6 protein-coding genes are annotated in these 13,677 nt (G+C 58.7%); all 6 read right to left on the reverse strand.

Annotated elements, in window-relative coordinates; translation table 11 throughout:
• Window positions 1-47: 47 nt before the first annotated feature.
• The 6 genes from VI215_08610 to VI215_08635 all read right to left on the reverse strand — a co-directional run bounded on the left by VI215_08610 (window position 48) and on the right by VI215_08635 (window position 13,399).
• A complete protein-coding gene (locus VI215_08610; protein ID HEY6192368.1) occupies window positions 48-3,428 on the reverse strand; it encodes a two-component regulator propeller domain-containing protein in 3,381 nt (1,126 codons plus the stop codon).
• A 583-nt stretch (window positions 3,429-4,011) separates the two neighbouring features.
• Entirely contained in the window at window positions 4,012-5,574 is a 1,563-nt protein-coding gene (locus VI215_08615) for a glycogen/starch synthase (protein HEY6192369.1), read from the reverse strand.
• Between the two features lie 20 nt (window positions 5,575-5,594).
• Window positions 5,595-6,884, reverse strand: coding sequence for a glucose-1-phosphate adenylyltransferase (locus VI215_08620; GenBank protein ID HEY6192370.1), 1,290 nt, complete (start codon window positions 6,882-6,884; stop codon window positions 5,595-5,597).
• 106 nt (window positions 6,885-6,990) lie between these two features.
• On the reverse strand, window positions 6,991-10,602 hold the full coding sequence (locus tag VI215_08625) for an alpha-amylase family glycosyl hydrolase (GenBank protein HEY6192371.1): 3,612 nt from the start codon (window positions 10,600-10,602) through the stop codon (window positions 6,991-6,993).
• The gene (locus tag VI215_08630) at window positions 10,599-11,522 is read right to left on the reverse strand and encodes a hypothetical protein (protein ID HEY6192372.1); all 924 of its coding nucleotides are present in this window, start codon (window positions 11,520-11,522) and stop codon (window positions 10,599-10,601) included. The genes VI215_08625 and VI215_08630 overlap by 4 nt, the downstream gene beginning before the upstream one ends.
• 17 nt (window positions 11,523-11,539) lie before the next feature.
• Window positions 11,540-13,399, reverse strand: a complete 1,860-nt coding sequence (locus tag VI215_08635; protein HEY6192373.1) for a glycoside hydrolase family 57 protein — start codon at window positions 13,397-13,399, stop codon at window positions 11,540-11,542.
• Window positions 13,400-13,677 lie beyond the last annotated feature (278 nt).

Here is a 13,677-nt window from a genome sequence, read left to right on the forward strand (position 1 = left end):
CCTTTTTTTGTGTTCGCGGAGGGGAAGACGGCGCCGGAAGGGGAGGCCTATTTCGGCAGAACGATAATGAACTCGGTGTACTCGCCGGGTTTCGAGTCAACTTTGATGTCGCCGTGGTGCTGCTTCACGACAATGTCGTAGCTCAGCGAAAGTCCGAGGCCCGTTCCCTTCCCGGTGGGTTTGGTCGTAAAAAACGGCTCAAAGATTTTGTCGCGAATTTCCTGCGGGATGCCTTTCCCGTTGTCGCGTATCCCGATTTCGACCTTCTCGACGAGGTTCTTCGTACGGACCGATAGCTTGGGTGAGAAACCGCCGCCGGCCTCCTTCTTCTTTTCGTTGGCCGCGTAACAGGCGTTGTTGACGATATTCAGGAAGACGCGGCTCAGGTCCTGCGGCACGGCCTCGATCTGGCCGATCGATTTGTCGTATGCGGTATCGATGGTGATATTGAAGTTGGAATCGAGCGCCCGCAGGCCGTGATACGCGAGGTTGACGTATTCGTCCAGAAGCGTGTTGATGTCCACCGGCATCCGTTCCCCCGATTTCCCGCGTGAATGCATCAACATTCCCCGTACGATGCTGTCGGCCCTTTTGCCGTGCTCGTTGATCTTCGCAGCATTGTGTTCAAGGTCGTTCAGGATATCCTGGATGTCGACAAGCGTCTTCGGGTCGAGCCGCTCCTCCTGCCCCGAGATGTCCTCGCGGAGCTCTTTCATCAGGTCGACAGAGAGTTCGGCAAAATTGTTCACAAAGTTGAGGGGGTTCTTGATTTCGTGAGCGATGCCTGCCGTCAGGGCCCCCAGGGAAGCGAGCTTTTCCTGCATGATGAGCTGTTCCTGCGTCTTGATGATCTCGCGGTTTTTCTCCTCCAGTTGCGCGTTGGTGGTCGCAAGTTCCTCGGCCTGCAGCCGGTTTTCTTCCGACCGGAGCCGTATTTCATGCGTTCGCTCCTCGACGACCCGCTCGAGATCGCGGCTCCTCTTCTCGAGAGCCCTGGTCCTGTATCGAAAGAATCCATCCACCGCCACTCCCAGCAGGATGATGTTCAGCGTGAACCACCACCACCTGAACCACCAGGGAGGTTGAACCGAGAACGAGGAGGTCAGGGGGGTTTCTGTCCAGATTCCTTCGTTGTTCGAGGCGAGCACTTCGAATGTGTACTGCTTTGAAAGGAGGAAGGCGGGGAGGTTCGTGTAGCGGATCTTCACTTCCGTTTTTTCCGCCGACCAATCGCGGTCATAGCCGACCATGCGGGTCTTGTACCGCACCTCCCGTTCGTTCGCGTAACTCAGGGCGGCGTATTCAAACGAGATCTCATTGTCGCCCGTGTTGTCTTCGCTCAGGGCGACCTGCTGAAACCGGAGAATCGGGGGCACCTGATTCTTCTTATCGCGGTGCGGGGAATAGAGCGACACTCCCTTGGCGGTCCCGAAATAGACCGTCCCGTCGTCCCCCACGGCGACGGAGCTGTAAAACCACACCTCGTTGTCGATCAATCCGTTCTGCTTCGTGATGGTGCGAAGAACCCGTTTCCTGGCCGGGTCGATTTCGGCGAGCCCTCCGTTGGTTCCGATCCACAACGAACCCGTCAACGGCGAAAAGGCCATGCTGGTGACGTCATTCCCGTGCAACCCGTTTGCGATCTTGATCTGCGCTTTCAACTCGAGCGGCTCGGGTTTCAACGCCATGAGCCCCTCGGGCGTCCCCGCCCAGAGCAGTCCGTTCTTCCAAAGGAGAGACTCGATCTGGTTTGAAGGCGCTCCGATCGATTCGTTCCAAACATTCTTGAACACCGTGTCGATTATTTCCCGTCCGAATCTCTCCGTTCCCTTCCCCGGTTCCAGTTCCGGTTTCGAGTGCAGGCTGTTCAGCCCGGCGAGACTCACCGTAGAGAGGGATCTGTAGAGCCCGTTGTCGCGCGTCCCAACCCAGAGGATCCCCGTCGTGTCGAGCGCGATTCCCGCCAGAAACGTCGCCGGGAGACCCGATGGGGTTCTAAACACGTACCAATTCCCTTCTGCGAAACAATAGAGGTTCTGATAACCGGTAAACCAGATCGATGTGACAGACTGCTTCGATCCGGGCGCAACCGGCAGCGCGAAATTCTTGCAGGCGTAAATGGTGGTGTTGCTATACGAGGCGAGAAGGCCCGGCTTCTTGAACACTGTGACAGGGACAACCTGCGACGATTTCGGGGGAGGATACCTGGGATCCAGCGACAGGCAATTCATCCCGCGCGTCGTCCCGATCCAGAGACGGCTTCTTTCATCGAGCGCAAGGCCGTTGACCCAGTTATTTCGCAGGCCGCGATCGGCCTGGATCGATTCGACATCCCCGCTCTCGTCGACCAGAGCCACCCCGCCGCCCGACGTGCCGAGGAGAATAATTGAGGAGCCGAGGAGGTGCGCGGGAGGGATCACCGCGGGCACCGAAGGATTCGTCAGGTTGGGCCTGGCGCCGCTGTGAGATGTGGCGGTAAAGTCGCCGAACGCAGCATAGTTATTCTTCAGCTTGGAGACTCCGAGGACCTGCGCGATCCAGACGTTTCCCTCGCGGTCCTGCATGATGCTGCTGACATTTTCGCTGAGCAACCCGTTTCTGCGCGAGTAGGTGAAACGGCGCTCGAATTCCTCCCTGTCGCCCGCCGGTGGGGCGTTGACGAGGATTCTCGCGGCCCCTGATCCCTCGCTCGCGAACCAGAATGTTCCGTCGGCTTCCTGCGTGATACAGGTGATACGGCTCTTGAGATCGCTGCTGACCTGTTCGACGCGGCGTTGAGCCCCGGTCCCCGCCAGCCGCCAGACAAGCCCGTTCTGGGATCCTCCGTAGAGCGTACCCGAAAAGCTTTCATAGAGCGCATCCGCATTTGACGGGAGGATGTTTTCTTTCCCCGCCAGAAGTTCAAAACCGGTGGTGTCGTTCTTGAAAAAGAGCAGCCCTCCTCCCCCCACGCTGACACAGACGGAACTGTCTCTCCGGACGACGATCGCGCGCACATCCCTGTTCTTCCCTTCACGGAAGGGATCGGTGCGGATCGTGTCTGTCCGGACCGAGTCCATCCCCAGGAAATGGTAGCGGATGATCCCGTTCTCCCGTGTGCCGACCCAGAGGACCCCCCTCGGATCGGCTGCGACTCGGTTCTCCTGGAGCGCACTTCTCACAAGCTCGGTCGATCCGATCCGGGAGGTGAAATGAATCCGGCCGCCGCCAGTGTACTCGCCGAGGGTAAGCTGCGAGACGACGAGACCCGCGTCGGAAGAGACCCAAAGCCTTCCGAACTGATCTTCATGCACCTCGCGGACATCGAGGACAGGGAGACCGTCCTCCACCTTGAACAATTCATTTCTATAGCCGTTGTACCGGACGAGACCCCCAGAGTAGACGACCATCCAGATGTATCCGAGCCTGTCCTGATAGACGGCCTTCACATCCGATGAGGGGAGAGGGTTTACTTCACTCTCGGGAGTGTAATAGGTGAATGGTAGTTCCTGGCTGCAAACGGGGAAAACGCAGAGGAGCAGTACTAGTAAAAGTAATCCGACGACGAAGGGCTTGCCGATTAGAGGGGTCTCCGGCAGAGGATGGGCTCCTCCAGGGGGCTGTTTGTTGCTGATGATATGATGGGCCGGATAGTTTTGCGCGTCAATACGCTCTAATTAGACCAATAAACGTATGAAATTACGCATAAACTACCTCACTGTCAAACGGACGGGTTGGAAGCCGAAGAGTCGGTAGCCGCAGCCTTTAGGCTGCGGTCTTTTTCCCGCCATGCCGCAGCTCCTCGATCAAAAACCCGCAAGCTAAAGCTTGCGGCTACCGATACCCCGGCCGCAGAGCGGCCGAAATATGCGTTCCCACGCAGAGCGTGGGAACGAGGGAAATGATTTGCACGCGACCTGAAGGTCGCGCCTACCGTGTCCCGAAGGTTCGGTAGCCGCAGCCTTCAGGCTGCGTGGCTTCGCTCCTGGGTGCGGTTTGAGATGTATGTGGGGGAACTGCGGGACAGGGTAATCAGCTATACAGCAAATCCACGTACTTGCGCGCGCTCCCCTCCCAGGTAAAGCGGGCTCTGGCGGCGGCCGCCGATATCGCGCTCCAGCCCTCCCCGCCGGCCGAATGGAGACGGAGCGCCTTTCCCATCACATCGATGAACGCATCGACTTTTCCGCTTAAACCCGCTCCGGTAAACTGGAAGCCGTTTACGCCATCGCTTACCGTATCCTTGAGTCCCCCCACCGCGTGAACGACACACGGCTGCCCCTCGCGCATCGCGAGCATCTGGCTGATGCCGCACGGTTCGAAGAGGCTCGGCATGACAAACAACGAGCCGTTTGCATAGAGCACCTCCCCGATCGATTCCGAATATCCGCGCAGGTAGAGAAAATTCTCATTCTCGCGGTGGACAGCCATCAGTTCATCTTCATACTCGGAAGTCCCCGTGCCGAGGAGAAGGTAAGCGCCGTTGTACTTCGACAGGATGGAAAGGAGCGTGTCGATCGCCCGCATGCCCCCGGCGCCCTTCTCCACCAGCAATCTCACCTTTTGGTCGACCACCCGGGTGACGCTCGTCAGGAGTACCGCAGGTTTTTGGTCCCGGACCGAATGGATTCGCGCAACCAGCTCACTGCGGGACGGATCTCCCTTACGCTCCTTCCATCCGGCGGTTTCCGTTTCCAGGAGCGCACAGAGCTTTCCCAGTGGCATTCTGAGGCCCTCTGTTCTCTCCGGATACTCACAACCGTTTAAGATCCCGAACAACCGCCCCTCGTCCCGGGCCTCCGCGAGAAATGATTCCAGCCCCTCCCCCCCGATGAATCCCACGGACGGATCGCTCGGCACCAGGATCTCATGAGCGTACGTGGGGGAAACGGTGTTGACCCGGTCCGCATGCCGGATTCCGGCGGCCATCGGCGTGAATGTGGGATCAGGATACCGCGGATCTTTCCACCGGGAGATCCAGTCCGTTTTTCCGAACAACTCCGGGAACCATTGCTCGACCGAGGAGAGTTTTCCCCTGATCGGCCGGGTCCCCTGGATCGCGACATTGTGAATCGTGAAGACTGTCTTACGGCGTTTGAGCCCTGTGAATTCAGGATGAAGCTCTCTTAACAAAAGCAGCGCGCCTGTATGCCAATCGTGGAGGTGGAGCACGTATTCCCGCTTCTGCTCGAGAAGATACCGGCCGACGGCGGAACAGAAGAGGGCGTACTTCGAGGCGTCCTGTGCGAACGCTTCGCCGGGAGGATCGTGGCAGTAAATGGGGTTCCCGCGTATCTCCGCATGTTCGAACACCAGATAAGTGACCCCTTCGACGACCCGTTTCGGCGTGACTTCCCATAGTTCCCCCTCATGGGTCGTTCCCGCGAAGGGGAATTGCACGCGCGACGACAGCCTGGCGGGGTTATTCTTGTGCAGAAAACCATACGACGGGACGATGACGGTGACCCGCAAACCCACCCTGGCCAGCGCCCTGGGGAGATCCCGCACGACGTCTCCGACACCCCCGACTTTCCCTCCCTTGAGGGCGTCGTTTTCGGAGGCGACCATCACAACTTCTCTCGTGGGTTCAGGCATCCAGTCCCGGATCGATCAGGTCAAATGACTGTGTTATCGGGAATCGTCGTATCCTTGATAACAATGACGATTCCATTTCGGATCCAATACCCCTCGCTCTCGCGCTCGACATTGTCGATCTTGTCCTTGTTGATGATCTTCACGTTCCTCCCGATCCGGGCGTTCTTATCGAGGATGACGTTGCGCATCACCGATCCCGCGCCTATTCCGATCGGGACTACGCCTGCGTTGAGGTCTGCCGTGCGTTCGGCTTCCGACTGATAGTAATCCGCTCCCATCATGAGCGTATTCTCGATCGAGGTCTTCTCCTCGAGGCGGGTGCGCACCCCGATGATCGAATTCACCATTTCGGAGCTCTTGATGAGACAGCCGTCGCAAATCATCGACTCTTCCACCCGCGTCTTCAAAATCTTGGAGGGGGGCAAAAAACGGGGGCGGGTATAGATGGGAAAATCGGCGTCGAAGAAACTGAAGGCCGGTTTCGGCTGCCGGACCAGCTCCAGGTTGGCGTGGTAGAACGATTCGATCGTCCCGATATCCTCCCAGTATCCCCGAAATGCGTAGGCCTGGACGTTGAAGTCGTGGATCGCCTCCGGGATGACGTCACGCCCGAAGTCGACGTGCTGGGGATACCGCGTGAGGAGATCCACCAGCGCCTTCCTGGTGAAAATGTAGATGCCCATCGAAGCGAGATACGGAGTTTTCGACGCCGAACCGGGACCCAATCCGAGCACCTGCGGATCGACGCGCATTCCGGCCAGTGTCTGGCCCGTCGGCTTCTCCTTGAACTCGACCACGCGCCCGTGATCGTTGATCTTCATCAGCCCGAAGCCGGAGGCTTTCGATTCCTCGACAGGCACCACCGAGATGGTCACATCCGCGTTTGTGGCATGATGGTGGTTCATGAATAAACGATAATCCATCCGGTAGAGATGATCCCCCGACAGAATCAGATAATCGTCGACTTTCCAGGGGTTCATCACCCAAAGGGTTTTTCGCACCGCGTCGGCGGTGCCCTGGAACCAATCCGGGCTCACGGGCGTCTGCTGGGCGGCGAGGACATCCACGAACCCTTTCATGAACGGGTAGAATCGGTACGTGTTGGCGATGTGCTGGTTCAACGATGCGGAGTTGAACTGCGTCAACACGTAGATTTTCAGTATGCCCGAATTAATGCAATTACTGACCGGAATATCGATCAGCCGGTATTTGCCGGCCAGCGGAAGCGCGGGCTTTGCCCGGTGTTTGGTGAGCGGATAGAGGCGCTCGCCCCTTCCGCCTCCCAGGATGATGGATAGTACGTCCCGCATTGTGACCTCTCGAATGATGAAAAATGTTTGGGCTATCTGCCATCGGGCGGCATGCCCTGGGTAACGGTAGCCGCGACCTTCAGGTCGCGGGCTTTTTTTCCGCAGCCTAAAGGCTGCGGCTACCGGCTGCGGCTACCGGCTCCTTGAGATCGTTAACCAGGAGAAGCCCCTTCAGCTCCTCGAGCCGATACCCGGAGCGTTCGGAGTCCGCCTTCACCTTCAGAAGCCACGCGTAGGCAACGGGAATCGCTCCGATAGAGCCCCCGATTACCATCCCCACAAGAAACAACCAGTCCATCAGCGAGTCAAATGATTCTCTGTTGTAATAATGGACTCCCTTGTAGACGTTCGCACGAAGGTCGCTCTGCACGGCCGCGTCGTCGAGCAGCTCTTTCACCGCCCCGAGCGTCTCTTCTTCCGTCGCCTGCGCAAACGTCATCTGAAAGCGGATCAAGAGTCTCAGCCGGTTCACCGTCGGGTGGCCGCTTCCGGGAGAACCCTCAGCATGGATGCCTTCACCGAGAAGAGGATGAATCTCCGCCTCAAGCTTAAGCCTCTCGAAGATCGAAGAGCTCTCCAACGGAATAATCTCCGGAGAGATCACTCTCCCGAGCCCGCTTGTCACCAGCCACGCGAAAAGAAGCGCAAGATCTTCCGGCGTCTCTATCAGACGCAACGGGTCGGGTGAGAGCTTTTTCCCCGACTTTTTTCGCGATTTCCCGCCTTTCCCTGCCTCTTCCGTCGCCGGCCCGGCAAGAATCTCCAGGGATTCGAGACGTTTCCCCAGCTCCGTGAGCGCCTCCGCTTCACCCAGCGCGTCGCCCAGAAACCGGGTGGCGACCCCTAGAAACGAAGCGTAGGCCGCAAGGAGCGCCTCTCTTCCTTCGGTGGATCCCGGCCCCATTCCTTGCCCCGAGCAAAGAGCCCTGAGCCATGCAAGGTTGCCCTCGCCGACGAGCAGGGAGAATGCGTCATGCACCGGCCTCAGACGCATATCCAGGAACGAACCCTCGAGGTCCGGAACTCCCCTTCCATCGAGCTCCGCCGCGAGAACGCCATATTCGCCCCGGTGGTCCTCAACCCTTCTGAAATCCATGAAGACCTGATATTGAAACGCGCCGAGGCGGACGAACAAGCCGTGATCGCGCAACTCCCTTCCCGACCGGATGTATTCCAGGCCTGATTTTCGGTCCTTGAAGAGATAAAACACCCCGGACTCTGTATCGAGCGCGAGCCCTTCGGCAAGGTTCCTGGTCTCGAGTCTCTTCCCGGACTCCTGTTCCGAAGATTCGACCTTCGGGACCGCGGTCCTGATCCAACCCGCCGCCTCCTCATATTTGTTGTGATAGCAGATCAGGGCACGATCCCCCCCGTCCATATTCGAGTACGCGAAGACATTTTCATTCACTCCGCCCCCGGCACCCGTAAAATCGTAGAGCTCAAAATTCACGACATGGCTGAAGAGACGGCGGTTGCGCATGAGCGGGAAGAGCTCGCGCTCGTGCCTGCGGACGAGGTCCTCGTCCGGAGTCTCGTCGTAGTAGGCGCGTTTGTACTCCATCCCGTACTTTTCCTTGAACCCCTCGATCTGGCCGTGCGCGAGCATCGGAAGACCGGGGAGGGTGAGCATCATGACCGCGACTCCGAAATACTTGTCGTCCCGGCCGAACTGTTCGATGGCGGTCTCCTCGTCGGGGTTGCTCATGAAATTCACGTAACGTTTGAGGATCTCGGGATTGAATGCGAGCGTATTTTTGATCAGCGCGCGGTATTTCGCATTCTCCTCGCCCATCAGCATGTGCATGAACGCACTATTATAGACCCGGTGCATGCCCAACGTCCGGACAAAATACCCTTCCAGAAGCCAGAAGGCCTCGGCGAGAAGGAGCGTCTCCGGCATCTCGGCGTTAATCCGGTCGACCACCTCCCTCCAGAATTCGACGGGAAACATCCGGTCGAACTCCTCCTTCGTCATCGCGTGGTCGGACCGGGACGGGATGTCTCCCCCCGAACCGGGCTGCGGATACCAGAGGCGCTGGAAATGCTGCCTGGTGAGCGTCATCGCGGCGTCGAACCGGATGATCGAAAACTTCCGCGCGACGTGCAGGATGGTGCGGATGACTTCTTCCCGCACGTGCGACTTCAAGAAATCGAGTTGCGCGGTGTCGTTCCACGGCATGTTTGTGCCGTCGTTGCCGTGATAGACGTACCGCGTTTGCCCCGACCGCGTATCGACCCGCCGGAAGACCACCGCGGCGTCCCTTCTCGTCCAATACCCGTCCTCGATGCGGATGTCGACACCGGAATGTTCGGAAAGATTCGAGCCGCTGAACCGGTAATTCGGGAAGGGGCTCTCTTCCGACTGGATAAAATAGTCAGGGTGCTCGATCATCCACCTGGAATAGATCCCCATATGGTTGGGGACCATATCCCCCGCCATGCGGATCCCGCGCTGCCATGCCCGGTGGCGTAGGTTGAGAAAGGCCTCCTCTCCCCCGAGTTCGGCCGCTATCTCATAATCGTAGACCGAGTATGCCGACGCAACGGCTTCGGGATTTCCGGTCATCTGTTTGATTTTTTGCGAGGCGGAGCTCCGCTCCCAGATCCCGATCAGCCAGAGCCCGGTGATGTTCCACCTCGCCAGCTGATCCAGCTCCTCGTCGGGGACCTGGTCGATCCTTGAAATCGGACGGCGGTACTTTTTCGACAGTTGATCGAGCCAGACATACGTATTCTTCGCGAGGATGACGATCCGCGGCATCCAGTCCAGGTCGGCCGTGAAGCGGGCCTGATCGGCCCCTCCGGCGGCATCGGAATTCCACGGGGGATAGTTCGGGACCACGGTGGGTGGACGGGTCCCGCCGGGGGGAAAAAGAGGGTTCGCTTCCTCTTTGAGAAGGTCGCCGGCCCCGAGGAGCTTCGCCAGGAATTTCTCCGACAGCACAAGCCCCCATTGCCGCTTGATAAACTCGAGCTGGCCCTCGAGGCTGTGAGGGCTGGAAAGAATCGGCGCGCGGAGCAGGTCGAAGATGGATTGGTTCCCCGGCCCGAACCGCTTTTCGCCCCGGAAAAAATCCTCGAGCAACGCGGTGACGCGCCGGTACTGGCTTCCCGCTCCGAGCTCTCCGTCGTCGAAGAGCTCCCTGAACGGCTCGAACGCGGGATTCGCATTCGAAAAGTAGAGCAGAATCATCTCCTCGAGAAGCACTTCGGGGTTGGGTTTGGGACCGCTCTTCTCCGAGAGAAATGTCTTGAGGTCTTTCGTCCCCCGGTAGACCTCCCGGGGAGGAAAGAGAGCTCCGAACATCAGCAAGGTCTTCCGGACATTCGTCTCACCGCATTCCTTCTGCAGCGAGGCGAGGGCCCGCGAGAATACGCCCGGGTTTGTCGCTTCCTCGTAGAGGCGAAGGACGTAATGAAAGATCTCATCGATGAGCCCCATCGCGTTGATCTGCCCGGCCTTCACCGCCCGCTCCGGATGGGTCGCCGCTTCCCGCACGGCGTTCATTTTCTGGGCAAAGACCCGCGCCGCCCGGAAATCGGGGAGGATCACGTTCCCGCTGGTCGTGAATAACTCCTGGTCGAACCGGTAGCGATCCCGGGCCGAGGCGAGGATGTGAAATTCGAAGCGCGGACGGAATGTTCCGCGCGAAGCCGGAAGAGCGGGGAATCGGGTGAGCCCAACGAGGAGCCCCTTTTGCCGCCGGTTCTGGTTCACGTCACGTAGACGAACTGTTTGACCCGCAACGCCACCTCTTCCGCCAGCAGGTTTTCGATCCGGTGAACCACGGCATCGGGCGCGCCGTTGGCATACTTCGACTGAAGGCGCATGTCGCACACTTCGTTCACGTAATCGACGACGACGAACTTTTCCTCCCGGGTGACGGCGATTTCCGAGGAGAAGAAATCGAGCCTGCAGACCGACTCGATGGTTCCCATGACGCGACGGAGCTCTTCCAGGCGAAACAGCCGCTCCTCCCCGGCGGTCAACTCCGTATACCGGTGCGTCTGGTCGTCCCACCAGCAGGGAATGACCTCGCCGAACGCGCGGTAGACGCGGAACCATCCCCTCTTTCCGTCAAGCTGCTTGGGAACGATGAACTGCTGCAACAGGTACTTGTCGTTCTTGTGGAGCTGGCGGGCCTCGAGGACGTCGTCGACCGTGCCGGCATCGAGCACGACCCCCGTCCCTCCCCCCGTCGTGTTCGCGGGCTTGATCACGAACGGCCGGCCGAGGTGTTCGAGTTCCGGGCTCTGGAGCGTGATCTCTCTTCGTTCGTGAAACGGCGGAAGAATGATCGTGTAGGGAACCTGCAATCCGTGGGTGATGAATTCAAGGTGCATCGTCGCCTTGTCGATCGCCGGAAGAACGCGCGAGCGCGGGTTGATGAAATAGATCGACGACTCCAGCATGATCTGCACGAGCGGCAGGAAGAGGGAATCGGCGTCCGAGGCCCGGTCGTAAAACGCCTGGAACGAAATCGCCCCCGAGCGCAGCTTCTCCATCGTATCGTTCAGGTTGTGCGGGTCGATCCGGTAGGTGGAAAGGTCCCGCTTGCGGCATTCCCGCTCTATTCCCGCGATGAAATCATCGTCGAACTCCCAGTTCCACGCGATCGCGAGCGAATAGGTTTTCATGTTTGCGCCGCGCCCGTTCATCCTTTCACCATCGCTCCCTGCGTCCTGGCCGGCGCCGACGGCACTGATTGTATCGGCTCGAAATCCCGCAGGGGCATCGTCCCCTTCGCCTGTCGGGCGAAGAAGTAAATATTGCGGAGATGGGTCAGGAAGGCAAGGTCGAACGGGGCTGTGACCGACGGAGCGGAGGGGTTCGAGCCGTACCACCAGAACCAGTCGGAACCCTCGGCCGCATACAATTCCTCCCACGCTTTCCAGGCGTGCCAGGGAGGAGTTCCCTCCCCGGGCGGAGGCGCATCGTAGGGCGGCCGCGCGATTCCGGATTTTTCGAGGTCTTCACGCGCGGTGAGGAGATAACTCCAGGCCCGGTTCTTTTCTTCGCGGCCGATCCAGGTATCGAAGTTTGCGTTGATCCACGACCCCGGGTAGAGCGTCTCGACGGGCTGCATGGATGAAACGGGATGCGGCGGAACGTCCCGGAGCGGATTGCCCGAGATGTACTCCGACATGGTGACGGTCACAAGCGTGCGGTCGGCATAGAGTTCGCTCAACCTGCGATAGAGAGACTTCAAAAATCCTTTCCCGTCGTTTTCGTACTTGTACCATTCCCACGCGTTCTCCCCGTCCAGAATGACCGTCAGGAGGCGGCCGGGCTCTCCCCCGGGGGGCATTCGCTGAAAGACGCCGGAAATGAAATCGTTCGCGGCATCCTCCCCCTGATAGTGCTGGTAGGCGAACCCGATTTTGTCCGACAACTCCGTGTCGCGGAAGACGATCGCCAGGGCAGGCTCTCCCGCCTCCTCTGGGCCGATCCGGTACGGGTAAAACCTGGAGAGACCCGCCGGGGTTGAACGCGCAAGGATTTTTTCATCGGCCGCTATCCATTGAATTCCGTTTTGACTGAAGACCGATGCCGCCTCCTGCGAGACTCCTCCTTCGGCCGGCCACATTCCGAGTGGCTCGCGGCCGAACAGTTCTTTGAAATAGACCACCGCCTTGCCTACCTGCGCCCGGGCATCCTCCGGGTACCGGAAGCGCGGCGGCATCGGATCGTGGGGCTGGCAACTCCTCGCCGCGTCGGAGTCGGCGAGCAGGGGAAGGATCGGATGGTAATATGGCGTCGTCGCAATCTGAATCTGGCCTTTGTGGGAGACCGGATCATACATCAGTTTCTTGTGGACGGGAATGATGTTGGCAAGGATTTTATAAGTTTCGGCCAGGATCCGGTTGCAATCGTCCTCTTCGACGGCCCGTTTGAGGACATAGGTGCCGTCGGATTGCTTTCGGACAAGATCGGTGAGATCGACGATCGAGCCGTCGGCAAGGTCGACCCTTCTTTCGAGAAAATCGGGATCAAAATAGGCCAGGAAGAACCAGAACTTTATTTCCCGGATATCCTGCTCGGTAAGAGATGGTCCCTGGAGGGCCTTTGTTTTCAGCCCCCTGTATTCGGGGAATCGCGCGAGCATGATCTCCGTGATATAGAGCGCGTTCCACGGGTTTGAGATCAGGTACGCGCGATCCTGCTGATCGAATTGGCCGGAAGGTTTGAGCAGCAGATCGATCCAGGGGTCGGTCTTTCCCTTCCAGCGGGCGAGGAATTTCCGGGCGTCGACGCGATTTTTTCCCACGTCGACGAACGGTCCAAGCCGGTCGAGGTAGTACGTCCGGAGCTGCTGCAGGAGCGAGGAGGTCAGATTGAACGTGCAGTGGACATCGGGGAATTGTTCCAGCATCGAGGCCATGTCGTAATAGTCCTTGGTCCCGTGCGTCCGCACCCATGGTCCCTGCAACTGATCGAGCCCGGGATCGAGGTAGAGAGGCTGGTGCTGGTGCCAGATGATGTTCAGATACAGTGGTTGGCTCGTATCTGCCATGATCCCAAAGGGTGAGTGTGTCGAAGGAAGATTAGTAACGCAGCCCCATAACCGTTTAGTTTAGCGAAAAAGGAGGTTGATGTCAACACGACAAAATTGTCCATTTTTCTCTTGACATCATTACAAAAATGTCGTATCTTCAAGCAATGCAGCATACGAGACCAGACGGAAAACCGCATGTCGTCCACATCGGAATGGGCGGATGGGATCTTCATCCCTTCAACACCTACTTCTATCCTCAGAAATCCAGGGGCAATTTCAGAAAGCTTGAATTTTAC

It is taken from the genome of Bacteroidota bacterium (assembly GCA_036522515.1).
GTDB lineage: Bacteria > Bacteroidota > Ignavibacteria > UBA10030 > SZUA-254 > VBOC01.

Coding starts and splice junctions, on each gene's coding strand:
- VI215_08615 (HEY6192369.1), bottom strand. CDS start 5,574: ATGCCTGAACCCACGAGAGAAGTTGTGATGGTCGCCTCCGAAAACGAC.
- VI215_08620 (HEY6192370.1), bottom strand. CDS start 6,884: ATGCGGGACGTACTATCCATCATCCTGGGAGGCGGAAGGGGCGAGCGC.
- VI215_08630 (HEY6192372.1), bottom strand. CDS start 11,522: ATGAAAACCTATTCGCTCGCGATCGCGTGGAACTGGGAGTTCGACGAT.
- VI215_08635 (HEY6192373.1), bottom strand. CDS start 13,399: ATGGCAGATACGAGCCAACCACTGTATCTGAACATCATCTGGCACCAG.